The following is a 24,846-nucleotide window of genomic DNA, read 5'->3' on the forward strand; positions in this document are numbered from 1 at the left end:
GATTAACCTTGTGCCAGACGCTTTTGCCAATCACCACCGTGAGTGCGTTGACACTCTTCCTCGGAGTCGAAGCAAACATTACGCTCTGACAGGGTCAGATTGATGTTGGCCTCGTTCAATGCTGTAGCCGTCAGTTCAAAGATACGGGCCTTGGCGTTAGCCTGAGCGAGCTTTTTCTCGGCCTGGGTTTCGAACACCCAGATTACTTTCAAGGTCTCGACCAGTGAGGCCAGTTCCGCAGTGTGAGTAAGCCAGGTAAACCCTGGAATTTCACCCTTCGCGGTTTCGCATGCTTCGGTGAGCGTCGCGATCAACCGGCGTTCAATCCTTGCCAGTTCACGTTTCCCTGGGGGCATTTCGGCTTCCTTTACAGACAATGGAGGACTACGGTTTCAAATTCGCCGACACTCGACTGGCCGCAGGCTTCGCGAAAACGCCGTCTTCGAGCTTGAGTTCAGCAACCAGCATCAGTTGTCCTTATCCCGTCGATACTGCCCTGGCGACATCCCGTGAACACGACGAAACGCCACACCAAAGGCCGCGTCCGACAGATAGCCCAATGAAGCCGCCACGGCGGCAACGCTATCCAGGCCATTGCGCAACCGCGATGCCGCCACGCGCATGCGCCAGCGCGTGGCGTATTCGACGGGGGCCTGCCCTGTCCGCGCCTTGAACAGGGCGGCGAAAGCGGATCGAGACATACAGGCGATATCCGCCATCTCAGCCAGACGCAAAGGTTTTTCGGGGGCGCCGTGAATGACACGCAAGACGCCAGCGATAGCCGGATCGCGCAATCCTGCCAGCCAATTCAGATCGGCAGCGTCGGCAGTTGTGATGTGGTGGCGCAGCGCATGCACGAAGATCAACCGCAGCAGATCGTTGCACATCGAATGAGCGCCAGGCTGATTAGACTGCCATTCGCAATCCAGTTCATCAAGCAGCCAGCCAAACGACGACGCCCCTGTGGACTCGCCGCTGATGATGAGTGCGGGAGGCAGCACATCGAGCAATTCCACAGCGCCGGGGCCGACCAGGGAAACGCTGCCGCCCAATAGCTCGACATCCTCACCTACGCCAAAGATCGCCGACGCTCCCCCGTGGGAAAAGACCTCGGAGGCATTCACCGCCTCTACATCCGGCCCGCTGGCCAATATGAAGGGCGTACGCGAAACCACAAAGCAGTCTCCGGCCTTCAGACGACGAGGCGACATTGCGTGCAGGCGCAACCAGCACTCGCCCCGGCGTACCACATTGAACTTCAATTCGATGGGGCGGAATCGTAATGCCCATACGCCTCCCGCCTGCAAGCGGACGGAACAGGCCGCCCGCAGCCCGGACAGCGCCAGTACATCGGATAAGGGATCAGCAGCTGGGTTTTGGATGATCACGACAGAAAACCGGATTTATCAGACTGGTTCGTCCAGACATAATAGAGAAGAATTCGGTGCTTCGATACCTGCCCGGAGACCTCTCATGACTGCACCGCAAACACACATCCAGTCCCGCTTCAATGCCGCCAGCACCGCTGCCCAGGTCATGACTGGTGTTGACCTGAGCGGGAAAATTGCCATCGTCACCGGCGGTTATTCGGGCATTGGTCTGGTCACCGCAAAAAGCCTGGCCGATGCGGGTGCGAGGGTCATCGTGCCGGCCAGAGATCGGGCACGGGCGTGCGACGCCTTGGGCGCAATTGAAGGGGTCGAAGTACTGGAGATGGATCTGCTGCACCCCGCCTCGGTTAAAGCCTTCAGCCAAAGCATGGTCAAACGCGGCCAGGCCATCTCGCTGCTGATCAACTGCGCCGGGGTCATGGCCGCGCCGCTGACCCGCGACGCCGACGGCCACGAAAGCCAGTTCGCCACCAACCATCTCGGTCATTACCGCCTTACCTGCGGGCTGTGGCCGGCACTCGTCGCGGCGGGCTCGGCCCGGGTGATTGCAGTGTCATCGCGCGGGCATCAGATCGCGGGTGTGGATTTCGACGATATCGATTTTCTGCGCCGCCCTTACGACAAGTGGCTAGCGTACGGCCAGTCAAAGACCGCCAACGCACTGTTTGCCACGGCACTCGACAGACGCGGACGTGATCGCGGTATACGCGCCTTTTCCCTGCATCCCGGACAAATCCTCACCGACCTGGGACGCCATCTGAGCAGCGCCGAAGTAGCCGCCTTTGACGTGCTGGATGAGCAGGGTCAGCAACGCCTGGACCCGGAGAACGGCCTCAAGACTCTGGAGCAAGGCGCTGCAACCGGCCTGTGGTGTGCGACCAGTGACGCGCTTGCGTCTTTGGGCGGTGTTTATTGCGAAGACTGCAATATCGCCGCTTTCAATGACCCGCGGAGCGGACGCAAGGGCGTGGCGAAATGGGCTGTAGACCCCGAAGGGGCTGAGCGCCTTTGGGCCATTTCGGAGCAATGGACAGGGCTGACGGTTTGATGATTGGGGTGGAGAGTGACTGATAGCCCTCTTTCAGAAAGTGGATTTCATCCGGCCCTGGATTGCCGTGCGCAGGCTACTCCAGGCGATGAACCCGACGATCAGTACTTCGGCTACGCCGATCAGCAGGTTGAACGAAAAAGTGATCGGTTGCTCGGCCCAGTAAAAGACTGTCGAGCCCGTTCGCAAGCCACTGACGCGCAGCCGCCCGGTAAACAGAGCAGGGACCAATGCGATGACATTCGTCAGTTCCAGCACCCCCAGGAAGACGCCCAACAGGGTGAGCAACGCGCGGGTGGGAATGCCCAGTTTATCGCTCGATTCAGGTGAAGCTGTGAGCTCCTTGTCTTTGCGCAGCCCGGCGCCCTTGTCCGTGCCCCTGCGGGTTGTGGCGCCAGCAGGCCGATAGCTTGCCGCCGCCCTGGCCCCCGTATCAGTTACGACCTCAGTGGGCACCGGCACTTGCAGGTAGTCAGCCAGCTCACACAGCCATAAGTCGGTGTGTTTGCTTCCCGGTACTACCGGCACGTTGTCAGTCGTCAGGCGGTGCTCGCTGCCATCGCGCATCACCAGCCACAACTGGGTATAGGCCGGCTCGGCCTGCGGGGAGCGGCGCAGTTCAAGGTATTTGGGAGCATCAATGCCAAATACCGAATGCACCCGCTCGCGGCGTCCAAAAAAGTTTCGAGTGCGCCGCCTGCCTTCGCCGTCGCGCCGCGATAGCGACAATGTCTCGCGCACGCCTGTGTAAACCATCAGGAGAAGGCCCAGGGCAGGAATCAACAGCAGCCCGAGAACTATCAGGAGTGAAGACAGAGGGTCCAGGTCAGCCAACGGTGAGCCTGCGCTGGTGATCACAAACACAACGAACACCACCGGCGCGACGAAGGCGATCGCGCCGGTCAGCAGCACGAACGCGCTTTGCACCAGATTGCGTGAGTGGACGTGCAGGTCATCCTGCGCGGTGCGCTCGAACCGATGTCCAATCAACATGCAACCTCCTGATATAACCGACTTCAAGACCGTACGAAGGCCGTGACGCATCGTTGCACGCCCCCGGGCCGGGATCCTGTTTCACGCAGCGCAGAATACCTTATGCCGAGTGTTAATTGCCTGATCGGGCAGGTGTGTGGGTCGAATGCTTACTGACGAGCGGAGTTACTGCCTTACCGTTCTACCTGCACAAACGAAAAGCCCAGGTATATGCCTGGGCTTGGGTGGATTTATCAGCACGCTATTCCGCGTCGATCAGACTGTCCGTCTTCGCTCCACCGTTATCACGTTGGGTCTGGGCGTCCTGATCAGACCCCGGATTACCGGGCGGCGGATTCCAGTCTTCTGGTCGCTCGCCAGTTCCCTGCTGCGGCTCGGAGTTGGCTCGCTCAAGACCTGAATCATGGCCCTCCCCCGTATCCGGTGCTTTTTCATCGGGGCCCGGATATGCAGCCTCTGGTCCATTATTTTCGATCGCCATGATTGACTCTCCTATCTGGAGCGCAGGACATCTGCGCATATGAATGGGAGGGACAGCTCAAGGGGGAAGTGCCTCAGGCCCGACGAGCGGGGCTGCATTAATGGAAAAGCCATTGGCGCATCAGCAAAGATTTGCAGGAGACCATGGCTGCTGCCTGAAGCGCCTGAGTGCCAGCCGCAAACGGCCAGTTATTCCCTGCAAGCATGACTCATATGCCCCTGCCCTGCGTTCCGCAGTCCGTCCGGGGACAGCAAGATAGCGCCAGCACTCTTGCTAACCCATTCAAGGACACTGCGATGACCACTTTTACCCGTCACACCCTCGACACCGCGCCAGCCGAATCCAAACCCATTCTGGAAGCCGTCAAAGGCGCCTTTGGCTTTGTGCCGAATCTGCAGGGCCACATGGCCGAGTCACCGGAACTGCTCGCCGGTTACAGCCAGCTCTGGGACCTGTTCGGCAAAAGCACCCTCACCGCCCATGAGCAACAGGTGGTCTACCTGACCTCCAACTTCGAAAACAACTGCCACTACTGCATGGCGGGACACACCACTCTGGCCAAGATGATCGAGATGCCTGCCGAGGTCATCGACGCACTGCGGGCTGGCGGCGTGATTGCCGACACCCGGCTCGAAGCCTTGCATGTGTTCACCACAGCCGTGGTACGTGAACGCGGGTTCGTCAGCGACGCGGGCGTCGAGGCCTTTCTGGCGGCCGGCTTCACCCGGCGCAATGTCCTTGAGGTCGTGCTCGGCGTCGCTACCAAGGTGATGAGCAACTACACCAATCACCTCGTGCATACCCAGCTGGACCCGTTCATGAAAGGCAACGAGTGGACCAAACCGGTCTGACTGCGCCTCTACCCTTGCTTACCTCAGCCCGTGCTACGGGCTGTTCTTGAAGGAACCCCCATGAACACGCGCACTTTCCTGATTACCGGTGCCAGCAAAGGTATCGGCCGGGCCCTGGCCCAGTCCCTGGCGGATGCCGGTCACAGCGTTGTCGGCATTGCCCGCCATGCCGACGATAAGAATTTCCCCGGTATCCTGATTCCGGTTGACTTGAGCGACCGCCATCTAGCGCAGCAAGCCCTTGATGAGCTGGCCAGGCAATACAACTTCGATGGACTGGTGAACAACGTTGGCCTGGTGCGTCCGCAACTGTTGGGCGAGGTGGACCTGGATGATTTCGACGCGGTGATGCGGGTGAACCTGCACGCCGCCCTCCAGGCTACTCAGGCACTCCTGCCTGGCATGCGGGAGCGCGGATGGGGACGCATCATCAATATCTCCAGCCTGACGGTGCTGGGCATTACACACCGCACGGCGTACGCCGCAGCCAAGGCGGCGATGGTCAGCTTTACCCGGTCGTGGGCGCTGGAGCTGGCTACCACGGGCATTACCGTCAATGCCGTTGCGCCAGGTCCGACCGAGACCGAACTGTTCCGTGCCAACAATCCCCCTGGCAGCGAAGGCGAGGCCCGCTACCTCTCAGGCGTCCCCTTGGGCCGCTTCGGCAAGCCCGAAGAAATAGCGGCGGCCATTGCCTTTCTGCTGTCCGACCACAGCGGTTTCATTACCGGCCAGACCCTGTTTGTCGATGGCGGCGCGTCAATCGGCAAGGCGGCCTTCTAACGACGGCGACAGCGGCCAGCTCCCCCTGCTTGCAATAAGAGTCTTTGAATATGTTGATCGTCCACGCTTTCGCTACTCCCAATAGCGTCAAGGTGCCCATTGCCCTGGAAGAACTGGGGCTCGAATACCAACTGCTGCCAGTGAACATTCGCCAGGGCGAACAAAAGCTTGCAGCCTTCATTTCGCTGAATGCCAATGCCAAGGTGCCGGTATTGGTCGATAGCGAAGCCAACGACGGCCAAGGCATGGTGCTGAGCGAGTCGGCCGCCATTCTGGTTTACCTGGCCGAACGTTACGGGCAGCTTCTCCCGGCAGCGGGCGTTGATCGTGCCCGGGTGTTCGAACAATTGTTTTTCCATGCCAGTGCACTGAGCCCTGCTTTTGGCCAATCCGGCTTTTTTCAAAAGCTGGCGAGTGAGCCCTACCCGGCGGCAATAGCCCGCTTCCATGGCGAAGCCAAACGCACCCTGGCTGTTCTTGAAGGCCTGCTGGCGAACAACGAGTTCGTCGCTGGCAAGCAGTTTTCAATCGCGGACATCGCTCATTTCGGCTGGCTGTGGCGTCGAGAATTTGCCGGGGTCAACTTCAGCGCCAGCCCTAATGTCGAGCGTTGGTACAGCGCTGTCAGCCAGCGGCACGGGGTGATTCGCGGTATCGAACGCACCAACGCTCTCCTCCCTCAAGCCTGACACCAAGGACCGCACATCATGAGCACACAATTGCTGTTCACCCCGACTTCGGTCGGCCCGTTCCCCCTTGAACACCGCGTCGTAATGGCGCCCTTGACGCGCATGCGCGCCAGCGCAGGCAACGTGCCGAACGAGCTGATGGCGCAGTACTACGCCCAACGCACCACACCCGGCGGCTTGATCATTGCCGAGGCCACGCCGGTTTCGCCCTACGGCTTCGGCTATGCGGGCGCGCCCGGAATCTTTACCCAGGCCCAGGTCGACGGCTGGCGCAAGGTGGTGGACGCCGTACACGCCAAGGGCGGCGTAATATTCCTGCAACTATGGCACGTAGGCCGTCAATCCCATCCGTTGCTGCAGCCGGGCGGCATCGATCCGGTGGCGCCATCGGCAATCCAGGCAGAGGGCGATGCCTACGCGCAAAGCGGAGCGGTGCCGTTCAGCATGCCCAGGGCACTGAGGCTCGAAGAAATCCCCGGCATTGTCGAAGAGTTTCGTCACGGTGCGGAACTGGCTAAAAGCGCAGGCTTTGACGGTGTGGAAATCCATGGCGCCAACGGCTACCTGCCTGACCAGTTCCTGCAGGACGGCACCAACAAACGTACCGACGCCTATGGCGGTTCGATCGAAAACCGTGCGCGCTTGTTGCTGGAAATCACCTCGGCGGCGATTTCAGTCTGGGGTCAGGGGCGAGTCGGGGTAAGACTGAGCCCGTCCAGCAGCTATGGCTCTATGTACGACAGCAATCCAGAGGCAACCTTCGGTTATGCCACCAAGGCGCTTGACGCGCTGAGTCTGGCCTATCTTCACGTCGTGGAGCCTCGCATCAAGGGCAATGAAACCATCGACGAAAACGCCGCGCCGGTCGCCGTTCGCTACCTGCGCCACTTGTTCAGCGGGCCGATCATTGCTGCGGGCGGATTTAACCGGGAAAGCGCCGAAGAGCTGCTGTCCCAGGGCGATGCGGATATGGTGGCATTTGGTCGCGCGTTCATCTCCAACCCGGACCTGGCAAAACGACTGCGGGAAAACCTGCCGCTCAATGGCTATGAGCGGGACACTTTCTATGGCGGCGATGCAGGGGGGTACACCGATTACCCGTTTGCGGATGAACAGGTAACCCACCAACGATAAAAAAGCCTTTGATTCATCAATATAACTGACAGGCAGTGACGACATTTAATGTTTTGAATGAGCACCGGTGCCGTTACGCTGCCCGTGATGAGCAATCACCATCGCTTGGAAACGGGCTCGGCGGCAGGTGCTCCGCAATCTCTGAACAAAGGCTCGCGACGCTCAATTGATAAGATTTAAACATCAATGGATGCAAACATAACACTTATCGTTTCAAAGTGTGTCCAGCAAACTCCACGACCTAAGCGCTGATAAGCCCCTAATAAGATCGCTGGAGAACCCTCATGCACGACTCACCCCATCTGCGGGCAACCCGCGCCAAGTCCAAGGCCGGTACCGTATTCCGCGTCACTTCGGGCAACTTCCTCGAACAGTTTGATTTTTTCCTGTTCGGCTTCTATGCCACCCAGATTGCTGCGGCCTTCTTCCCTGCATCCAGTGAGTTTGCGTCATTGATGATGACCTTCGCTGTGTTTGGCGCAGGCTTCCTGATGCGCCCACTAGGCGCTGTCATCCTGGGTGCCTACATAGACGATGTGGGTCGACGCAAAGGGCTGATTGTCACTCTTTCGATCATGGCCAGTGGCACCTTGCTGATTGTGCTCGTGCCTGGGTACGCCAGCATTGGCCTCTGGGCGCCGGCATTGGTACTGATTGGCAGATTGCTGCAAGGTTTTTCCGCCGGTGCGGAGCTGGGCGGTGTTTCGGTCTATCTGGCAGAGATGGCGACGCCCGGCCGCAAGGGTTTTTACACCAGCTGGCAATCCGCAAGTCAGCAGGTAGCAATCGTGGTCGCGGCCGCCCTGGGCTACGCACTCAATCAGTGGATGGCGCCCGCCGCTGTCGCGGATTGGGGCTGGCGGATTCCTTTCGCAGTGGGTTGCCTGATCATCCCGTTCATCTTTCTGCTGCGGCGCAGCCTTCAGGAAACCGAAGAGTTCGCCGCTCGTATTCATCGCCCCACCATGAAGCAGGTCGTTGCATCCTTGATGCAGAACTGGGGCGTCGTGGTTGCCGGCATGCTTATGGTGGCAATGACCACGACCGCGTTTTACCTGATCACCGTGTATGCACCGACATTCGGCAAGACGGTGTTGAACCTGAGCACCGCCGACGCCTTGCTCGTAACCCTGCTGGTCGGCGTATCGAACTTCATCTGGCTGCCGATTGGCGGCGCACTGAGCGATCGCTTCGGTCGCAAGCCCTTGCTGGTAACGATGACCCTGCTGACCATTATCACTGCCTACCCCGCGCTGTCCTTTCTTGCACAGGCCCCAAGCTTCGGCCACATGCTGGAAGTGTTGCTGTGGTTCTCGTTTCTTTACGGGCTCTACAACGGCGCGATGATTCCCGCGCTGACTGAGATCATGCCGGTAGAAGTACGAGTCGCAGGCTTTTCTCTGGCATATAGCCTGGCGACAGCAGTCTTTGGTGGTTTCACCCCGGCTATTTCCACCTGGCTGATCCATCTCACCGGCGACAAGGCGGCTCCCGCGTACTGGATGACCTTCGCCGCCGTATGTGCGTTGTGTGCAACGTTAGTGCTGTACCGCCACATTTCAGCTCGCCCGCAATTGGCTGTGTAATCGAGGAAACTGCAAGATGAAATCACTGAAAATCCTTCAACTGAGCACTCTGTTCGCAGCGTGCGTTGCGCTGTGCACTGCCGTTCAGGCCGAAGAACTCAAGGTAATGACCTCGGGTGGGTTCACTGCGGCCTACACCCTGCTGGGCCCGCAATATGCAGCCTCCAGCGGTGACACGCTGAAGACGATTCTCGGCCCTTCGATGGGCAAGGCACCCGAAGCCATTCCTAACCGGCTGGCGCGTGGCGAGCATGCCGATGTGGTCATCATGGTTGGATACGCTCTGGATGAGCTGATCAAACAGGGTAAAGTCATCCCCTCCTCGCGCGTGGAGCTGGCTGATTCGCGTATCGGGATGTCAGTAAAGGCGGGAGCACCGAAGCCGTCCATCAGCACCGATGCCGAGCTGAAACAGGTTCTTCTGAACGCGAAATCCGTCGCGTATTCGGACAGCGCCAGCGGCGTCTATATCGAGAAGCAATTGTTCAAGAAGCTGGGGATCGAGGAGCAGCTTGCTCCTAAAAGCAAAATGATCGAGCGCATTCCCGTCGCTTCGGCAATAGCCAAGGGGGACTACGAACTGGGCTTCCAACAGGTGGCTGAACTGCTGCCGGTAGCAGGTGCAGCATTCGTCGCCAAGATCCCGGAAGACGTCCAGTCGGTGACTCGCTATGCCGCAGGCATTCCGGTGAACGCCGAACATCCTGAGCAGGCCAAAGCGCTTCTCGATTACCTGGCATCATCCAAGGCACAAACCACGGTACAGTCGACGGGGCTGGATTCAGTCCCTCGTTGAACGCGAAGGCATTTCTCTGACCAATCGTTCCAGTTCGAGTGCCGCCGGGGTGAGGGTTCTACCCCGGCGTTTGAGCAGCCCGACATTGCGGATCACCTCGGGGTCTACCAGCGGCACGCTCACCAGGACGGGATGAGCGTTCACGGGCATGGCAATTGAAGGCACCGCCGCAACGCCAAGTCCTGCCTCCACCAGACCAATCATCGTAGTGACGTGCCGGGTTTCACAAATACTGGGATTGTCCGGGTACAGCCGCGTCAACGCCTGATCCAGCACGAGCCGGTTGCCCGAAGTCTTGTCCAGACTGATGTAATCGTGCTCGTGCATCTCCTCCCAGCTCACTTGATGGCGGGTAGCGAGTGGATGATCGCGACGGCATGCCACGACATAGCGCTCCTGCAACAACAGATCAAAGTCGACATCGGGTGCAAGATTCCCACTGAAACTCACGCCGAAATCTGCCTCGCCCAACGCCACCGCGCTGTTGACCTCATTGGCACTGGCATCCAGCAATTTCACTTTGATCTTCGGATACTGCTGGTGGAACGCACTGATGACTTGCGGCATGAAGTAATACGCCGCTGAGGGTACGCAGGCAATCGTGACACTGCCCATGCGGGTTGAGCCGACATCCCCGATCGTCATCAATGCGATATCCAGATCGTCCAACAATCGCTCGACCTGAGGCAAAAAAGCACGGCCGACCGTGGTCAGACTGACCTTGCGGGTGGTGCGCTCGAACAGCTTGACGTTGAGTGCCGACTCAAGTTTTTCGATTCGCCGACTGAGGGCAGGCTGCGTGATACGGACCGCGTCTGCGGCTTTGCGAAAGCTGCCGTTTTCCACCACGGCGCGAAAAGCCTGCAGGTCGTTGAGATCGAAGTTGATGGACATTGCTGGACCATGGCAATTGATAGGAATCGGACATTAATCCAATCGTATCAAACCACCGCCACTTCCACTCGGCTCATGACACCTGACGGGCAGGACTCTATTGGCGACAACGTCGATTGCGTGATTTGCGGCGGCCCGCCGGACAGCTCGTCACTGATGTAGGTTCTATTGGTCGGTCGGCAAAGCTGGGCGCGAGCGATTGATCATTCCCTGACCCTCTCGCGCAATAGAAACTTCTGCACCTTGCCGGTGGAGGTCTTGGGCAGCGGCCCGAAAATCACGGTTTTCGGCACCTTGAAACCGGCCAGCCGCTCGCGGCAGAAGTCGATGATTTCAGCTTGACCAACCTGTTCATGGCCCGGTTTCAGGGCTATGAAGGCACAGGGCGTTTCGCCCCACTTATCGTCGGGCTTGGCGACCACGGCAGCCTCAAGCACGGCCGGATGACGATAGAGAACCCCTTCGACTTCGATGGTGGAGATATTTTCGCCGCCTGAAATGATGATGTCCTTGAGGCGGTCACGGATTTCCAGATAGCCGTCAGGGTGCCAGACCGCCAGGTCGCCGGAGTGAAACCAGCCATCGCTGAAGGCCTCATCGGTGGCCGTGGGATTGCCCAGATAGCCCTTCATCACGGTATTGCCGCGCAGGCAGACTTCGCCGATGGTCTGGCCGTCCTTGGGCACCGGCAGGCCGGTTTCCTGATCGAGCACAGTCACCCCTTCCAGAGTCGGATAGCGCACCCCCTGCCGGGCCTTGACCGTGGCTCGCTCGTCGGCGGACAACTCATCCCACTCCTCCTTCCAGGCACACACGGTGACCGGCCCGTAGGTTTCCGTCAGGCCATAAGCGTGAGTGATTTCGATGCCCATGGCCTGGACCGAGGCGATAACCTGGGCGGGAGGTGCAGCACCTGCGGTCATGGCCCGCACCGGATGTTCGAATGGCACCACGTCGGCCACATTGGCCAGGCCATTGAGCACGATGGGCGCACCGCACAGGTGGCTGACCTTGTGTTCATTGATCAGACTGATGATTCTCTGCGGGTCCACCCGGCGCAGGAACACATGGGTGCCGGCCTGGGCGGTGATGGTCCAGGGGTAGCACCAGCCGTTGCAATGGAACATGGGCAGCGTCCACAGATAAATCGGATGCAGGCCCATGCCCCAGGCCATCTGGTTGCCGATGGCATTGAGGAAGGCACCGCGATGGTGATAGACCACGCCTTTGGGGTCACCGGTGGTGCCCGAGGTGTAGTTGAGGGAAATCGCCGACCACTCGTCTTCGGGCCACTGCCAGTCGAACTCGGCATCGCCGCTGACCAGCAATTGCTCGTAATCCAGCTTGCTGAGTTGCTCTCCTGCGGCGTATTCCGGGTCGTCGACATCGATCAGCAGCGGTGGTTTTTCCAGCAGCGCCAGGGCCGCGCGGATCACCCCGTGAAACTCGCGATCGGCGATCAGCACTTTGGCCTCGCCATGCCTGAGCATATAGGCAATGGCCGGAGCATCCAGGCGCACGTTGAGAGTATTGAGCACCGCACCGAGCATCGGCACGGCAAAATGCACTTCGAGCATCGCCGGAATATTGGGCAGCATCACCGCGACGGTATCGCCCTGCTTGACGCCCTGCCTGCTCAAGGCCGAGGCCAACTGGCGGCAGCGCTTATAGGTCTGGCCCCAGGTACGACGAATGGAGCCATGAATGACCGCCGGATAGTCCGCAAATGTACTGGCCGTACGTTCGATAAAGCTCAGCGGCGTCAGGGCGATATGGTTGGCGGGGCCTTTGGCCAGGCCTTCGAGAAAGATCGACATAGGGGTACCCTTGGCTGATTGTTAGCTCTTGTGGTTGGTACGACGATAGCAGGTGTTCGTGCACGGCGAACCCAGCATCGCTCCAACGGGATAGTGGCTCCCAATCTTTACTGCGCATGCCTGCGATCAAACTCCCACACCGCCGGAAAGCCCATCAGGTCACACATTTTCTCGAATGAATACAGCTGTTCCTGACTCTCCAGCGTACCTTTGCGTGCCTTGAGCTGGCCGTATACCTGATGCAGCGCCTGGGTCACGGCGAGGAATCCCGAGGCCGGATAGATGGCCAGGGAGAAACCGAGGCGTTGCAGTTCTGTCGGTGACAATTGTGGCGTACGTCCGCCTTCGACCACGTTGATGATCAACGGCGCGTCGAAGCGCTTGCCGATGGCTTCCAGTTCTTCTTCGGATTCCGGCGATTCAAGGAACAACACGTCGGCGCCCGCTTCCAGATAAGCGTCGCAGCGGCGCATGGCCTCGTCCAGGCCCAGTGAGGTACGGGCGTCGGTACGGGCAATGATCAGCATGTCCGGATCTTGCCGGGCTTCAGCGGCGACGCGTATCTTCTGCACCATGTCCTGCCGGGCTATGACCCGGCGACCAGGGGTGTGACCGCATTTCTTCGGAAACTCCTGATCCTCCAATTGAATACCCGCCGCTCCTGCCCGCTCATAGCCGCGCACGGTATGGGCCACGTTGAGCAGGCCGCCGTAACCGGTATCAGCATCGCAGATGATTGGCGTGCGGCTGGCGGCGCAGAACGCCGCGACCCGGTTGAGCATATCGGTATAGGTGGCCAGGCCCGCATCGGCTTCGCCCAGATACGAGGCGACGGTGCCGAAGCCGGTCATGTACAGGCAGTCGAAACCCATGCTGTCGGCCACGCGCACGGAGATCATGTCGAACACACCCGGCGCGACGACCAGTTCTTTGCCAGACAGTTTTGCTTTGAGTTGCTTTCTCAAGGATGCAGTCATGACAGCTCTCTCACTCAATGATGAAGGTCTTTGGTGGCGCCCAGGCGATGCTCGGCGCGCGGCGATTCGGGGGCCTGCTCCGCAATGTCTTCAAGGGAGCGGCGGTTGGTTTCGATGCCGAAGAAAAACAGCACGGCGGCCATGATCAGCAAGGCGCTGATGATCACCAGCAGCACATTTTCGATATTTCCCAAGGCATACACGGCCACCACTATCTGCGGCGCAGCTATCCCGGCGATACGCCCGGCCGCCCCTGCGACACCACTGCCGCGCATGCGGTTTTCGGTGGCGAACAATTCCGGTATATAGGTGGCGATGCCCAGGGCAACCAGCAGATAAGTCAGGGTGAAGAGCACGAACCCCAGGCCTACGGCCATTTCGATGCTGCTGGACTGGCCGTAGAACCAGCCGACCACGGCGGCGGCAATGGAAATAACAATGATGCCGTTCTTGCGTCCGATACGGTCAGCCAGCACGGCGCCGACCAGAGCACCCGCCGGACCGCCCAGGGACATGAGCGCGGTGTAGCCCAGAGAGGCCTTCAGGTCGATGCCCTGATGCAGCAGAAAAGTCGGCACCCAGACAATAAAGCCGTAGATCACCACGTTGATCGCAACCTGCACACAGATGGCGACCCAGGTCCGCCGCCGCAGCGCACGGCCGAACAACTCAAGCATGCGTGTCTGCCTGACCGGCGCGGCGTAGGTTTCGGTAATCGGCGGCAAGGCGCGGCCCTGCGCGGTTTCAGCTTCGATCTGTTCGAGGATGGCGTTGGCTTCGCTGAAACGCCCTTTGGACTCCAACCAGCGCGGTGACTCGGGCATTTTCTTACGCAGCACCCATATCACCAGGGCGCCAATACCGACCAGAGCAAACATGGAGCGCCAGCCCACGGTGGGAATCAGCAGGTAGCCGATGAAGGTCGAGAAAAATAGCCCGGCATTGGTTATGAACGACAAGTACGCCGACCATTTGCCCCGCACGGCCGGCGGGATGAACTCGCCAATGGAGCCATAGCCGACGACGATTTCCGCTCCCAGGCCAAGGCCCATGATGAAGCGGCAGGCTATCAGCCATTCCATGTTCGGCGCGAAGGCTCCGGCCAGGGAGGCCAGGCCAAAAATCGCCAGGTTGAATTGATACGTGAACTTGCGTCCTTTGGCATCGCCCAGCACGCCTGCGGCGATGGCACCGATCAGCATGCCGATGAAGGTCGAAGAGAGGAATGCGGCATTGAGTATCAGCGACGACCAGCCGCTGCGCCCCAACTCGCCGAGCACGCCACCGGCCAGGTACAGATCGAAGGAGTCGAGAAACATCCCGCCACCGATCAACCAGAGGATACGCCGATGAAATGTCGACGTAGGTAAACGGTCCAGCCTCGCACCTGCATTTACTGTGCTTACCATCGTTGCGTCTCCTGCCATTTTTATTGTTGTGTCCCCGGTGGGGCAGCTGCTTACGCGGGCATCAACTTCGGGTACAGCGTTGTCATCGTGGCAATACCACTGCGTTTATTGCTCGGTGTCCTCCTCCAGCAGGCTGTGGTTGAGCCTGGCCATGAGCGAAGTTTGCGCGGCAAGAATATGGCAACGCATGGCCGCCTCCGCCCACGCAGGATTCCTGGCCCGTACTGCCTGCACGATTTCGATGTGCTGGCGCGCGCTGCGCGCGCGGTCAGCATCGCGGTAGCTGGCGTAGGTCCACTTGATCAGCGGCACTTCCTTCATCGATTGCAGCGACTGCAAAAGGCGGCGATTGCCTGCGGCTGCGGTGAGGATTTCGTGAAAGCGCTTGTTGGTCTCGAACCAGGCGTCGGCGGGCTCCGCGTCCTGATCAAGGCTGGCGATCACTCGCGTGCGTTCGGCCAGGGCATCGAGTTCGAGCAGTTGTTCGGCAGTGATCAGCGGCACGGCCTGGCCGACCAGGTAGGGCTCAATCAGCAGACGGGCCTCGAAGATCTCCTCGACATCCCGAGCCGACCAGCGCCTGACCCGGGCGCCACGATTGGGCAGCACTTCCAGCCAGCCCTCGGCTTCCAGGCGCCGAATCGCTTCGCGCACAGGCGTGCGGCTGACGCCAAGGTCCTCGGCAATACGGGACTCGCGGAGAAAATCACCGGGCGCATATCGCGCGTCGCTGATGGCTTTCTTGATCATTGAATAGGCGTCGTCTACCGGGACCAGACTGAGGTGAGAAATCGACATCGTATACAACCACCCATAATCATCTAATTATTTTGCTTAACTCCGCGATAAAAACCTTAAATTGTATGCAATCTCAAGTCAAGTGCTGAACACGATGACAAAGCCCAATCGATAAACCAATGGTCTTCGGTCTGCCAGAAAGGTCTGCTAGCGTGGCAGCCGTCGCATTCGACGGCGTGCATCCAGTGCCAAAGTCAGAAAAAATGCCGTATGCGCGACAGCGAAGTAAAGGATGCCAATGAGCGTCAGAGTCCGTTGACCGGCAACACCTTCTCCGAGCGCGGGCAGGATGATGAGTGCGTTTACCAACCACACGACCACGGCGGCAGCCAGCGCGGTCCGCCAGGCATCGTTTTCCAGGCGGCCCGCTGCGAGCTTTACAAACAGGCATGCCATGAACAGTCCAACGACGATATGGAACCCGCTCTGAAAGGCGTAGGTCCGGGCAACTGCACCAATCCACAAAGCCCATGGGGCATGGCCAGATTGGTCAATCGCGAGGATCACCCAGCCTGTCAGCAATTTCAGTAAACCTCCCCGGGCCGTGATCAAGCCGGATCGATCAGCCACCATCAGCATCGCGCTATTGACCAGGATCGCGACCACGCCCGCGCGCAGGGCGATATCAACCATTTCAGCGTTACGCAGACCTGTATTCGTTGCGCGGACCATGATCTGTTTTCCTCGTCGCCTGACTTCTGAATATTGTCGTGCAAGACGTCCAGGCGCGGTTTCTATTCCACGCCAGCGGTGAAAACTCACGCCGCAGGCAGGGATACAAGTTCCAGTTGCGAGCCCCAGGGCGTCAGCACATAAAACCAACGCACGCCGTCGGGGTTGGTGACGGGTTCGTTAAGCACCTTGAGCCCCTTGGCCTTGACCACCGCGAGGCTGCGATCGATATCAGCCGTGCGCAGAGCAATGTGGGTCGCGCCGATGTCATCCTCAAAGGGCTGCTGATGGTTGATCTGCGCCCCTTGATACTGGAACAACTCGATTTTTGAGCCGCCATTGAGCTGCAGCATGACGAACCGTTGCAGCTCGCTGGATTGGCGCCATCTGAAATTGGCTTTCCATTGCTCAGGGATAACGCCAGGGCGGACATCTGAAATTGTCGTGGCGCCAAGCAGATCGTTGAAGAAAGCCGTGGCTGCATCGATGTCGGGAACGTTGATGCCGATATGATCGATGGCCGATGCCTGCAGTGCGGGTTGGCTTGTGCTTTGAGATGAGGGAGTCGCTGCCTGTGCGCCCAGGGCCAATGCCAGGCTCAAGGCCAGGGTCGTCAGTGGTGCTGCTTTCATGATGGGGCCTCTATGGAAATGAGCGGGACGGTGATACAGGCCGCCCCGCAAATGGATTCAGATCTGTGCCTGACCACCGTCGACGAACAGTTCGATACCGTTGACGAAGCTCGCATCATCGGAAGCGAGGAACAGCGCCGCACTGGCAATTTCCTCTGGCTCGCCGACCCGGCCCATTGGCACCTGGGACGCCAGGTAATCGAGCAGGCCCTGCTGCTGGGCGGCGTCCGGGCCTGCCAGGTCGACCAGGCCAGGGGTACGAGTCGCACCAGGACTGAGGGTATTGACGCGCACGTTGCGGTCTTTCAGATCAAGGATCCAACTGCGGGCAAACGCCCTGACCGCAGCCTTGGAAGCCGAGTACACGCTGAAAGCCGCAGTACCGGAGCTGCCGGCGGTGGAACCAGTGAGGATGACCGAGGCGTTTTTGGCCAGTAGTGGCAACGCCTTCTGTACGGTGAACAGCACGCCCTTGACGTTGCGGTCGAAGGTCTCGTCGTAGTGCGCTTCGCTGATTTCGCCCAGCGCCAGCATCGAGCCGCCACCGGCGTTGGCGAACAGCACATCGATATGGCCTTTTTGCGTAGCGATCTGCTCGTACAGTGCATCCAGTTGCTCCAGGCGGGTGGAGTCGACCTGAACCCCCGTCGCGTTGCCCACCAGGGCGACGGCGGCGTCGAGTTCTGCCTGGCGGCGGCCGGTGATGTAGACATGAGCGCCTTCGTCAGCGAAGCGTTTGGCAGTTGCCAGGCCAATGCCTGTGGTGCCGCCGGTGACCAGTGCGATTTTGCCTTCGAGTTTGCGAGCCATGATGTTTCTCCTGTTTCGTTGGTAGTCAGTAAGTTGGTGTGGGAGAAGCTTATCGACGGGCTCTGATTTTCAAAATAGAATTGTCTGCAATCCATCGTTGCAGAAATGAAATGAGTAAACTCCCTGATTTCGAAGGTCTGGCCATGTTTGCCAAAGTGGCAGAAGAAGGTTCGTTCGCAGCCGCCGCACGACTTATGGGCGTATCGGTGCCGACGGTGTCCCGGGCGGTGGCCAGGCTGGAAGAGCGCCTTGGCGGGCGGCTGTTCAATCGCACCTCGCGCCAGCTGGCGCTGACCGAGTTCGGTTCAAGCATGGCGGCCAAGGCCGGCGAGATTTACCGCCAGGCTGAAGAAGTCGAAAGCGAGGCCCAGGACTTGTCAGTGCTGCCGCGCGGCCAGGTACGCCTGGCCGTGCCTATGTCGTTCGGCTTGCGCTGGGTGACTCCGCTGTTGCCCAAGCTGATGCGCCTGTACCCGGAGCTGCATGTGGATCTGCATCTGTCAGATGCTTCGGTCGATCTGATCGCTGAAGGTTTCGATGCCGCGCTGCGTATCGCCGTCATGCCGGACTCTTCCCTGGTGGCCCGGCGACTGTGTGCGGTGACGCAGTTTGCTGTGGCCTCCCCCGCCTTCCTGCAAACCCACGGGCGCCCTGCCCACCCCCGTGAACTGACGAACCTGCCCTGCATGAGCTACGCCTACCGCGCCCGTAGTCAGGTTTGGCGCTTCACCCATGAGGACGGTACCGAGGAAGACGTAGTACCGAACGGGCCATTACGGGTCACCAATTCGGATGCGTTATTGCCGGTGCTCCTGGAAGGATTGGCTATCGCCGAACTGCCGGAATTCATCGCCAGCGAATATCTGGCTGACGGCAGACTGCAAGTGCTGCTGCCGCAATGGAGCATGACCCGGGGCGGGCTTTACTTCGTGACGCCTTCGGCTCGCAGCCGCCAGACAAAGATCAAGGCACTCTCGGATTTCTTCGCGCAACATCTGTCCACACCTGAATGGCGATGGCCTCGTTAAGCGATATGGCCTGCCCGAGAGCTGTTTCCTTTCAAAAATGAAACGATAACTTTCTATATCTTCTATTTTTGAAATCACGCACTTCCCGTAGTTTTACCTGGCCAGCTCGTCCCACGGGCGACCACCTCCCTCGCCAGGTCAAAGGAAATACGTGATGAAAAATGCCGTCCAACTCCTGCAGATGTATCTTGAATCCATTCAGAACCCGCGCGACGCCGCAGCCTTGTTCGCCGAGAACGGCGCGCTGGAAATCCCTTACCTGCAATCCCTTGGCATTACTTCCCGGGTTCAGGGACCGCAAGAAATTGAAGCCTTCATCAGCTCATTGCTGGCGAAGGTGCCCGGTTTCAAATTCAAGCGAGTGCGCTTCCTCATCGATACGCCCGACCAGGTATTTGCCGAATATGATGTGGAAGCCCTGGTACCTGCCACAGGCCGTATTTATCGACAGTCGTACGCAGGCCGACTGGTGGCGCACGATGGCAAGATCCAGTTGCTGCGTGAATCGCTGGACACCATTGCCGCAGCCAACGCCTTTGCTGCGCACTAACGAGGAAGATCGACGCCCTGTAACGCCCTGCCACGACGTCGGTGTCGGCGTCGTTACTGATACCTGCCAAGGAAGTCGTTATGCCCGGCCAGTCTGCAAATATTTGCTCTGCAGTCGGGCGGCGCAAGCGATTCTTGCTGCAGATAAACAGCACGTTCAGCATTACCCGCCCTCATCAAAACCTGCCGAAGCTATTTGACATAGCTATAGACAGCTGCCCGGGATACACCCAGATGTTGCGCAATGACCTCCATGGATTTGCGCACTTGCAGGTGCCCGCTGTCTTTCAGTTCGCGCAGCAGCGCGCGTCGGTCTTCAGCCTTGAGCGCCCGCGGCGTGGAAGCCTGGCGCGCGGCGAATTCGTCGATTCGTTGGCGGATGATATCGGCGTTGCTGGTGTCCAGGCTCTCTGTGACACCGTCCCTGGCGATTGCGGTGAATTGCCCCACGGCACTTTGCAGGCTCTGGAACAGGCTCAGGTCGAGGTTCATGCACAGGGCCGCCACATAGCGTCCGCTGGAATCCTTGATACCGATGGAGGTGCTCTTGGCCTGTCGACCGTCCGGGAAACGATTGGCGTAGTTGGCGAGTACTTCCGGGTAGTGTGGATCGGCAATCCGTGCAAGGCCCAGTTCAGTGGCTGGATCACCAATCTTGCGGCCTGACAGATTGTTGTGGATGGCGTGAATGGCGTGGGCAGGATCCTGCAAGTCGTGCACCACCACCTCGCAAAAAGGTGCGAACGTCTCACCCAGCCCCTTGGCAATCTGGTCCAGCTGTTCCAGAAGGTTGCTGCGTTCGTCTTTATTCGCGCTCATGGGGGCTGACTCATACGGCTGGTAATTGGCGCCACGATGACAAACTATCCAGAAATAATCAAAATGCCTGGACTCGCGCAGACAACTCAGGAAATTTCGACACCCGACCGGGGATCACCCTGCCCCGACTATGCTTTGATAAAGCCATCACTGCCGATGCCGCGAACGTCCCTCCTTAAAGACAAGGGCAATAATGAAAAACCAGGCCGCTTTTTTTCTCGTGTTCACTGCGGGGCTTGCAATGCTGTGCACATCGGCACAAGCGGCAACGTGGCAGATCTGCCGCATGGACTTGCGCATCACCGACGTGCTGAAACAACCGTCCGCACAACTTCAGGCCCAGGTCCTGAAAGTGAGTCCGCAACCAGCCACGGCCGAATGCCCGGAGCAAAACACCACCATCACCTTCGTTCCGGAAACACCGAACTATCAAACGATGCTGCCGCGTCGGCAATGGCCAGCCAAAGGGCAATCGGTGCGGGTTGAATACCGCTATCTGGACGGCATTTGCAAAGGCGATGGTCATGAGCATCCGTGCCGTATCAAGCATTACTCTTTAGTAGGACGCTAGCGGATATCCGTTGCCAATCCTTGATCCGGGGCAGCACCATGCAATTGTCAGGGTCTATGCTTATCTCGTTAGAGTTGGCACATACGTCTCCAGTGCCAGGCAGTCCAACAGGCAGATCATGTGAAACTTTCAATCCTCCCCGCTGTACTGCTCTGTCTGCTTTCCGGCGCTGCTGTCAGGGCCGAGGAGTATCAGGTCGTGACCGAAGAGTGGGCGCCGTACAATTATCAGGAGAACGGCCAGCTCAAAGGCATGACCACAGAGATCGTCCGGGCCATCATGGCGCTGACCGGAGATGACTTCGAAGTGATGCTGCTGCCGAGCATGCGTGCTTCCCACATCCTGCAGACCCGGCCCAAGACCATTATGTACTCCATGTTCCGCACCGTAGCGCGCGAGCCGCTTTACAAATGGGTCGGACCGATAGTCGAAGAGGCGATACATCCCTACCAACTGGCCAGTGCACCGCCGCTTAAGTCACGGGAACAACTGCTGCACGCCCCGCAGATCACCACGCGACATGCCGGTCTGCTGCCTCAGGTGCTGGAGTCCCAGGGCTTCACCAACCTCGACAAAAGCGCCACCGAAAACCTGCAGCTCTACCGCATGTTGCTGGCCGGGCGCACCCATGTCATCGTCGGCGATACCGATGCCGGAGTGATCTACTACAGCCGTCAGTTGAAAATTCCTCCCGGCACCCTGCGGCAGATTCCTGTCGAGGTCTATCGCTCCTCGCTCTACATTGCCTTCAGCCGTGACAGTGACGACAAAGTGGTTGCTACCTGGGCCAGTGCGCTGGAACAGCTGCGCCAATCGGGTGAGTTGGAGCGTATTCAACGGCGGTATGAGCAGCCCTGAAATGTGGGACCGGCTTTAGCCGGGAAGACTCAGTCAGGATCGATACATCCTATCGCCTGTCACATCGTATTCCCGGCTAAAACCGGTCCCTCAGAAAGGCAGCAGCCAATACTAAACCCAGATCAAATCTGGAAATGCTTGACCAAGGTATTCAGCTCATACGCCAGACTCGCCAGGGATTGCGAGGCGATCGTCGTCTGGCTCGAGCCTTCCGAGGACTGCACCGACAACTGCTGGATGTTCAGCAGGTTCTGGTCGACCGCGCGGGCGACATGAGCCTGCTCATCGGCTGACGAGGTAATCACCATATTGCGGTCGTTGATTTCGTCATTGGCCGCGACGATATCCGCCAGCGCCTGTTGCGCCAGTTCGGCCAGTTCCAGAGTCTGTTGCGTCATATTGCTGCTGCTGAGCATGGTGCTGACCGCATTGGTAGTACCGGCCTGGATACTGCCGATCATCTGTTCGATTTCCTGGGTCGACTGAGCGGTGCGATGGGCCAAGGCGCGCACTTCGTCGGCAACCACCGCAAACCCCCTGCCCGCTTCACCGGCCCGAGCCGCTTCGATGGCTGCGTTCAACGCCAACAGGTTGGTCTGTTCGGCAATCGCGCGGATGACATCGAGCACCTTGCCAATACCCTTGGCTTGATCGGCCAGGCTGCTGACTTGCCCGGAGCTGACTTCAACGCCGCGGGTCAGCGAATGAATGGAGTTCAGTGCCTCGACCATGCGTTGCTGGCCTTTCACCGCAATGTTGCGCGACTCCTGGGACAGTTCGGAAGTCGACGCAGCGTTTCTCGCCACTTCTTCAATGGCCGTGGTCATTTCGGTGACGGCCGTGGCAGCCTGTTCGATCTCGCCATGTTGCTGCTGCAGACCCCGACTCCCCTCGGCGGTCACCGCATTGAGTTCCTCCGCCGCAGCGGCCAGTTGATTGGAGGATCCGGTGATTTTCTGCAAAGTCTGCACAAGGTTGTCACGCATGATTTCCTGCGCCTTGAGCAAACGCGTGGCCTCATCGTTGCCTGTCGGGTTGATCGGTTGCGTCAGATCGCCCTTGGCAATGGTTTCGGCCACCTGCACCGCTTCGATGATCGGGACAGTAATACTGCGGGTGAGCAGCCAGGCGACGAGGATGGTGCCTGCACCCACCAACAGGATAACGATAACAATCCCGCTCACTGCATGCTCATAAGCGTCCACCGAGCGCTGGCCAGCCTGCTCCGCGCCCTTGTTGGCCAGATCGATCAGTTGATCGAAGTTCTTGGTCATCTGCTCATAGGTTTCGCGAATACTGTTGAGGAATGCCCGCGCTCCGTCTTTATCGCCGGACCGCGACAGCTTGAGCATATTGGTATGGTTATTCGCGTAGGCATCGAGGCTCTGGTTGAACGCAGCGAGACGACTCTTCTCCTCGGTGGTGCTTAACAGTGCGGCGTATTGACCCATCTGCTCCTTGACGCTTTTCAGGCGTCCCGCTGATTTGTCTTCGTATGTCTGCATTTCAGCATCGGTGCCCGACAGAATGTGCGCCATTTCTCCAAGGCGAAAACGATCCAGCGAAGCATTGGCCAGGGCAAGAATCCTGACGCGCTGCATCCAGTTGTTCTGGATATCAGAAGCCTGAAATTGCACCTCTTGGATCTGCTTCAACGCGAACAGACCGAGAAGCACACTGAGCAACGCTATCGCAGCGAAACCGATAAAAGCTCTGGCAGCGATTCTTATATTTCTCAAACCCATGTTTTTTTCGCTCCCGCTGGAAAAGTGTTGGCAGTATCCGATCAGGGTATCGGGCTTCTCGCCCGGCGAACACATCCTGGCACTACTCTCTACATTCGACAGAAAAACTAATATCTTTAGCCGCTTCGGGCTACGAAGCGATGTTGGTACACGTGATCCAACAACTGCCTGAGTATGGAGGAAGAGACATGCAAACTGTCGACGCAAACCGTCTGAAGATCTGGCGGGCATTTTCAGAGTTTTTCCTCGATACCGAGATCGATGACGCAACCTTTGACTATGTCGCGAGGGTAGTCCTGGAAACCGGTTATTCGCCTTTCGAAGTACAGAGCATCCTCTGGCACGAGGTATTCCCGGTATTGGAGGCCAACCTCAGGTCGGTTGCCGGCGAATGGGCGGGATGGACGGACGACTGGCTGATTGAGCATCTCAAGATGCGTGAAACCTCAACAGCCAGGCCGGGCAATAACGACATTGCCAAAGAGATCAGCCGCTGCTGGGGCCGCGTGGCCCTGCGACTGCCGCCGCCCATGCCTGAGAATCAATGAAGTCGACAGTGCTCGCAAAAACAGCTAGTAGACCGATCAACTAGTAAGATATTATGCCAGCCATGAACAGTCCAAAGAAACGCGAAACCTCTGATGTGCGCCAAGGCATCCTGGATGTCGGCCAGCGCATCATGGCTGCCAAAGGCTACTCTGCAGTGGGCCTCAACGAGATCCTCGCCGAAGCGGGCGTCCCCAAGGGGTCGTTCTATCATTACTTCGGCTCCAAGGATGCGTTTGGCGAAGCGATCCTGGAAAGCTATTTCCACGACTACCTGAGCGACCTCGACCAGACCCTCAGCCAGCCCGGCCTCAGCATGGCCCAGCGACTGCTGAACTATTGGCAGATCTGGCAGGACACCCAATCCTTCCTCGATTGCCAGGGCAAGTGCCTGGCCGTGAAGCTGGGCGTGGAAGTCGCCGACCTCTCGGAGGCCATGCGCGCAGTACTCAAGCGCGGCACCTCGGGCATCACCTCGCGTCTGGCGCGGGCTATCGAAACCGGTGTCTCGGAAGGCTCTTTGCAGGTCAACGATGATCCTGATGCCGTTGCCCAGAGCCTCTATCAGCTGTGGGTCGGCGCCAGCGTCATGGTGAAGATCTCACGCAGCACCGAGCCCTTTGCCACGGCAATGGCTACGACCCGGCAAATCCTTCACCTCTCCTGAATAAACAGCAACCCCTTGTGGGACCGGCTTTAGCCGGGAAGACGCAGGCATGAGCGATACATCTCCATCGCCCGCAATAGGGTCTTCCCGGCTAAAGCCGGTCCCACGGGCGTCTGCGTCATGCCCCGCCATATATATGCCTGGCCACGCTCTGGCACCGCACTCCTGACATCTGATCCAACCTCTTTTTTTCCGCAAATTGACGATCGCAAAAAAGATTTAAAAAAACACTATACGACTGGTCTAATTGTTATTACAGTAGCCACACATTCACTCAACAGCCTCAGCCAAGGAACACCGTG

27 protein-coding genes and 1 pseudogene are annotated in these 24,846 nt (G+C 58.8%); 13 read left to right on the top strand and 15 right to left on the bottom strand.

Annotated elements, in window-relative coordinates:
• Positions 1–2: 2 nt before the first annotated feature.
• A complete protein-coding gene (locus tag ACCD02_RS03005) occupies positions 3–356 on the bottom strand; it encodes a hypothetical protein (RefSeq protein ID WP_413298490.1) in 354 nt (117 codons plus the stop codon).
• Positions 357–467: 111 nt separating this feature from the next.
• The gene (locus ACCD02_RS03010) at positions 468–1,388 is read right to left on the bottom strand and encodes an AraC family transcriptional regulator (protein ID WP_413298491.1); all 921 of its coding nucleotides are present in this window, start codon (positions 1,386–1,388) and stop codon (positions 468–470) included.
• Positions 1,389–1,473: 85 nt separating this feature from the next.
• Between ACCD02_RS03010 and ACCD02_RS03015 the strand changes: the two genes are divergently transcribed.
• A complete protein-coding gene (locus ACCD02_RS03015) occupies positions 1,474–2,439 on the top strand; it encodes an oxidoreductase (protein ID WP_413298492.1) in 966 nt (321 codons plus the stop codon).
• 33 nt (positions 2,440–2,472) lie between these two features.
• Here ACCD02_RS03015 and ACCD02_RS03020 read toward each other — a convergent pair whose 3' ends face one another.
• The gene (locus ACCD02_RS03020; RefSeq protein ID WP_413298493.1) at positions 2,473–3,432 is read right to left on the bottom strand and encodes a hypothetical protein; all 960 of its coding nucleotides are present in this window, start codon (positions 3,430–3,432) and stop codon (positions 2,473–2,475) included.
• 241 nt (positions 3,433–3,673) lie between these two features.
• Positions 3,674–3,913, bottom strand: coding sequence for a hypothetical protein (locus ACCD02_RS03025; RefSeq protein WP_413298494.1), 240 nt, complete (start codon positions 3,911–3,913; stop codon positions 3,674–3,676).
• A gap of 296 nt (positions 3,914–4,209) precedes the next feature.
• Between ACCD02_RS03025 and ACCD02_RS03030 the strand changes: the two genes are divergently transcribed.
• From ACCD02_RS03030 to ACCD02_RS03055, 6 genes are all read left to right on the top strand, one after another.
• Complete coding sequence (locus tag ACCD02_RS03030; RefSeq protein ID WP_413298495.1) at positions 4,210–4,764, top strand: carboxymuconolactone decarboxylase family protein; 555 nt, start codon at positions 4,210–4,212, stop codon at positions 4,762–4,764.
• A gap of 60 nt (positions 4,765–4,824) precedes the next feature.
• The gene (locus ACCD02_RS03035; protein ID WP_413298496.1) at positions 4,825–5,547 is read left to right on the top strand and encodes an SDR family oxidoreductase; all 723 of its coding nucleotides are present in this window, start codon (positions 4,825–4,827) and stop codon (positions 5,545–5,547) included.
• A gap of 50 nt (positions 5,548–5,597) precedes the next feature.
• A complete protein-coding gene (locus tag ACCD02_RS03040) occupies positions 5,598–6,236 on the top strand; it encodes a glutathione S-transferase family protein (RefSeq protein WP_413298497.1) in 639 nt (212 codons plus the stop codon).
• Between the two features lie 18 nt (positions 6,237–6,254).
• Entirely contained in the window at positions 6,255–7,370 is a 1,116-nt protein-coding gene (locus ACCD02_RS03045) for an alkene reductase (protein WP_413298498.1), read from the top strand.
• A gap of 284 nt (positions 7,371–7,654) precedes the next feature.
• Positions 7,655–8,956, top strand: coding sequence for an MFS transporter (locus ACCD02_RS03050; protein ID WP_413298499.1), 1,302 nt, complete (start codon positions 7,655–7,657; stop codon positions 8,954–8,956).
• Between the two features lie 16 nt (positions 8,957–8,972).
• Complete coding sequence (locus tag ACCD02_RS03055; RefSeq protein WP_413298500.1) at positions 8,973–9,752, top strand: extracellular solute-binding protein; 780 nt, start codon at positions 8,973–8,975, stop codon at positions 9,750–9,752.
• Here the strand turns inward: ACCD02_RS03055 and ACCD02_RS03060 are convergent.
• The 8 genes from ACCD02_RS03060 to ACCD02_RS03095 form a co-directional block, all read right to left on the bottom strand.
• Positions 9,738–10,646 (bottom strand): LysR family transcriptional regulator, encoded by a 909-nt coding sequence (locus ACCD02_RS03060; RefSeq protein ID WP_413298501.1) that lies wholly within the window; start codon positions 10,644–10,646, stop codon positions 9,738–9,740. The two genes, ACCD02_RS03055 and ACCD02_RS03060, sit on opposite strands and share 15 nt — an antisense overlap.
• Positions 10,647–10,849: 203 nt before the next feature.
• On the bottom strand, positions 10,850–12,463 hold the full coding sequence (locus tag ACCD02_RS03065; RefSeq protein ID WP_413298502.1) for an acyl-CoA synthetase: 1,614 nt from the start codon (positions 12,461–12,463) through the stop codon (positions 10,850–10,852).
• A gap of 107 nt (positions 12,464–12,570) precedes the next feature.
• Entirely contained in the window at positions 12,571–13,440 is an 870-nt protein-coding gene (locus ACCD02_RS03070; RefSeq protein ID WP_413298503.1) for an isocitrate lyase/PEP mutase family protein, read from the bottom strand.
• 14 nt (positions 13,441–13,454) lie between these two features.
• A complete protein-coding gene (locus ACCD02_RS03075) occupies positions 13,455–14,849 on the bottom strand; it encodes an MFS transporter (RefSeq protein ID WP_413298505.1) in 1,395 nt (464 codons plus the stop codon).
• Between the two features lie 105 nt (positions 14,850–14,954).
• Positions 14,955–15,647 (bottom strand): GntR family transcriptional regulator, encoded by a 693-nt coding sequence (locus ACCD02_RS03080; protein ID WP_413298506.1) that lies wholly within the window; start codon positions 15,645–15,647, stop codon positions 14,955–14,957.
• Positions 15,648–15,794: 147 nt separating this feature from the next.
• Positions 15,795–16,319, bottom strand: a complete 525-nt coding sequence (locus tag ACCD02_RS03085; RefSeq protein ID WP_413298507.1) for a hypothetical protein — start codon at positions 16,317–16,319, stop codon at positions 15,795–15,797.
• Positions 16,320–16,405: 86 nt separating this feature from the next.
• Positions 16,406–16,951, bottom strand: a complete 546-nt coding sequence (locus tag ACCD02_RS03090; RefSeq protein ID WP_413298508.1) for a VOC family protein — start codon at positions 16,949–16,951, stop codon at positions 16,406–16,408.
• A gap of 57 nt (positions 16,952–17,008) precedes the next feature.
• Positions 17,009–17,761, bottom strand: a complete 753-nt coding sequence (locus ACCD02_RS03095) for an SDR family NAD(P)-dependent oxidoreductase (protein WP_413298509.1) — start codon at positions 17,759–17,761, stop codon at positions 17,009–17,011.
• 110 nt (positions 17,762–17,871) lie between these two features.
• On the opposite strand from ACCD02_RS03095, the gene ACCD02_RS03100 reads away from it, so the two are divergent.
• Both ACCD02_RS03100 and ACCD02_RS03105 read left to right on the top strand, forming a co-directional pair.
• Entirely contained in the window at positions 17,872–18,789 is a 918-nt protein-coding gene (locus ACCD02_RS03100) for a LysR family transcriptional regulator (protein ID WP_413298510.1), read from the top strand.
• Positions 18,790–18,943: 154 nt separating this feature from the next.
• Positions 18,944–19,339, top strand: coding sequence for a nuclear transport factor 2 family protein (locus ACCD02_RS03105; RefSeq protein ID WP_413298511.1), 396 nt, complete (start codon positions 18,944–18,946; stop codon positions 19,337–19,339).
• 191 nt (positions 19,340–19,530) lie between these two features.
• Here ACCD02_RS03105 and ACCD02_RS03110 read toward each other — a convergent pair whose 3' ends face one another.
• Entirely contained in the window at positions 19,531–20,157 is a 627-nt protein-coding gene (locus ACCD02_RS03110; RefSeq protein ID WP_413298512.1) for a transcriptional regulator, read from the bottom strand.
• A 193-nt stretch (positions 20,158–20,350) separates the two neighbouring features.
• Here ACCD02_RS03110 and ACCD02_RS03115 point away from each other — a divergent pair, with 193 nt between their 5' ends.
• Positions 20,351–20,728 carry a hypothetical protein gene (locus ACCD02_RS03115; protein ID WP_413298513.1) on the top strand — a complete coding sequence of 126 codons (378 nt, stop codon included), beginning with the start codon at positions 20,351–20,353 and terminating at the stop codon, positions 20,726–20,728.
• Positions 20,729–20,848: 120 nt separating this feature from the next.
• Complete coding sequence (locus ACCD02_RS03120; protein WP_413298514.1) at positions 20,849–21,586, top strand: substrate-binding periplasmic protein; 738 nt, start codon at positions 20,849–20,851, stop codon at positions 21,584–21,586.
• Positions 21,587–21,708: 122 nt separating this feature from the next.
• Here ACCD02_RS03120 and ACCD02_RS03125 read toward each other — a convergent pair whose 3' ends face one another.
• Both ACCD02_RS03125 and ACCD02_RS03130 read right to left on the bottom strand, forming a co-directional pair.
• Positions 21,709–22,572 (bottom strand): methyl-accepting chemotaxis protein, encoded by an 864-nt coding sequence (locus ACCD02_RS03125; RefSeq protein WP_413298850.1) that lies wholly within the window; start codon positions 22,570–22,572, stop codon positions 21,709–21,711.
• Positions 22,567–23,562: pseudogene (locus tag ACCD02_RS03130) on the bottom strand (MCP four helix bundle domain-containing protein); the annotation flags it as partial. The gene ACCD02_RS03125 and the pseudogene ACCD02_RS03130, both read right to left, overlap by 6 nt.
• Here ACCD02_RS03130 and ACCD02_RS03135 point away from each other — a divergent pair.
• On the top strand, positions 23,520–23,879 hold the full coding sequence (locus ACCD02_RS03135) for a hypothetical protein (RefSeq protein ID WP_413298515.1): 360 nt from the start codon (positions 23,520–23,522) through the stop codon (positions 23,877–23,879). The pseudogene ACCD02_RS03130 and the gene ACCD02_RS03135 sit on opposite strands and share 43 nt — an antisense overlap.
• Before the next feature lie 62 nt (positions 23,880–23,941).
• Positions 23,942–24,544 carry a TetR/AcrR family transcriptional regulator gene (locus ACCD02_RS03140; protein ID WP_413298516.1) on the top strand — a complete coding sequence of 201 codons (603 nt, stop codon included), beginning with the start codon at positions 23,942–23,944 and terminating at the stop codon, positions 24,542–24,544.
• Positions 24,545–24,846: the final 302 nt, after the last annotated feature.

Origin of the sequence: Pseudomonas sp. Pseusp88, from assembly GCF_047303955.1 — a bacterium.
Lineage (GTDB): Bacteria > Pseudomonadota > Gammaproteobacteria > Pseudomonadales > Pseudomonadaceae > Aquipseudomonas.

Coding starts and splice junctions, on each gene's coding strand:
- ACCD02_RS03090 (WP_413298508.1), bottom strand. CDS start 16,951: ATGAAAGCAGCACCACTGACGACCCTGGCCTTGAGCCTGGCATTGGCC.
- ACCD02_RS03095 (WP_413298509.1), bottom strand. CDS start 17,761: ATGGCTCGCAAACTCGAAGGCAAAATCGCACTGGTCACCGGCGGCACC.
- ACCD02_RS03115 (WP_413298513.1), top strand. CDS start 20,351: ATGAAAAACCAGGCCGCTTTTTTTCTCGTGTTCACTGCGGGGCTTGCA.
- ACCD02_RS03065 (WP_413298502.1), bottom strand. CDS start 12,463: ATGTCGATCTTTCTCGAAGGCCTGGCCAAAGGCCCCGCCAACCATATC.
- ACCD02_RS03020 (WP_413298493.1), bottom strand. CDS start 3,432: ATGTTGATTGGACATCGGTTCGAGCGCACCGCGCAGGATGACCTGCAC.
- ACCD02_RS03080 (WP_413298506.1), bottom strand. CDS start 15,647: ATGTCGATTTCTCACCTCAGTCTGGTCCCGGTAGACGACGCCTATTCA.
- ACCD02_RS03125 (WP_413298850.1), bottom strand. CDS start 22,572: ATGCGTGACAACCTTGTGCAGACTTTGCAGAAAATCACCGGATCCTCC.
- ACCD02_RS03060 (WP_413298501.1), bottom strand. CDS start 10,646: ATGTCCATCAACTTCGATCTCAACGACCTGCAGGCTTTTCGCGCCGTG.
- ACCD02_RS03025 (WP_413298494.1), bottom strand. CDS start 3,913: ATGGCGATCGAAAATAATGGACCAGAGGCTGCATATCCGGGCCCCGAT.
- ACCD02_RS03135 (WP_413298515.1), top strand. CDS start 23,520: ATGCAAACTGTCGACGCAAACCGTCTGAAGATCTGGCGGGCATTTTCA.
- ACCD02_RS03100 (WP_413298510.1), top strand. CDS start 17,872: ATGAGTAAACTCCCTGATTTCGAAGGTCTGGCCATGTTTGCCAAAGTG.
- ACCD02_RS03050 (WP_413298499.1), top strand. CDS start 7,655: ATGCACGACTCACCCCATCTGCGGGCAACCCGCGCCAAGTCCAAGGCC.
- ACCD02_RS03005 (WP_413298490.1), bottom strand. CDS start 356: ATGCCCCCAGGGAAACGTGAACTGGCAAGGATTGAACGCCGGTTGATC.
- ACCD02_RS03110 (WP_413298512.1), bottom strand. CDS start 20,157: ATGAGCGCGAATAAAGACGAACGCAGCAACCTTCTGGAACAGCTGGAC.
- ACCD02_RS03140 (WP_413298516.1), top strand. CDS start 23,942: ATGAACAGTCCAAAGAAACGCGAAACCTCTGATGTGCGCCAAGGCATC.
- ACCD02_RS03075 (WP_413298505.1), bottom strand. CDS start 14,849: ATGGTAAGCACAGTAAATGCAGGTGCGAGGCTGGACCGTTTACCTACG.
- ACCD02_RS03015 (WP_413298492.1), top strand. CDS start 1,474: ATGACTGCACCGCAAACACACATCCAGTCCCGCTTCAATGCCGCCAGC.
- ACCD02_RS03105 (WP_413298511.1), top strand. CDS start 18,944: ATGAAAAATGCCGTCCAACTCCTGCAGATGTATCTTGAATCCATTCAG.
- ACCD02_RS03030 (WP_413298495.1), top strand. CDS start 4,210: ATGACCACTTTTACCCGTCACACCCTCGACACCGCGCCAGCCGAATCC.
- ACCD02_RS03045 (WP_413298498.1), top strand. CDS start 6,255: ATGAGCACACAATTGCTGTTCACCCCGACTTCGGTCGGCCCGTTCCCC.
- ACCD02_RS03070 (WP_413298503.1), bottom strand. CDS start 13,440: ATGACTGCATCCTTGAGAAAGCAACTCAAAGCAAAACTGTCTGGCAAA.
- ACCD02_RS03035 (WP_413298496.1), top strand. CDS start 4,825: ATGAACACGCGCACTTTCCTGATTACCGGTGCCAGCAAAGGTATCGGC.
- ACCD02_RS03055 (WP_413298500.1), top strand. CDS start 8,973: ATGAAATCACTGAAAATCCTTCAACTGAGCACTCTGTTCGCAGCGTGC.
- ACCD02_RS03085 (WP_413298507.1), bottom strand. CDS start 16,319: ATGGTCCGCGCAACGAATACAGGTCTGCGTAACGCTGAAATGGTTGAT.
- ACCD02_RS03040 (WP_413298497.1), top strand. CDS start 5,598: ATGTTGATCGTCCACGCTTTCGCTACTCCCAATAGCGTCAAGGTGCCC.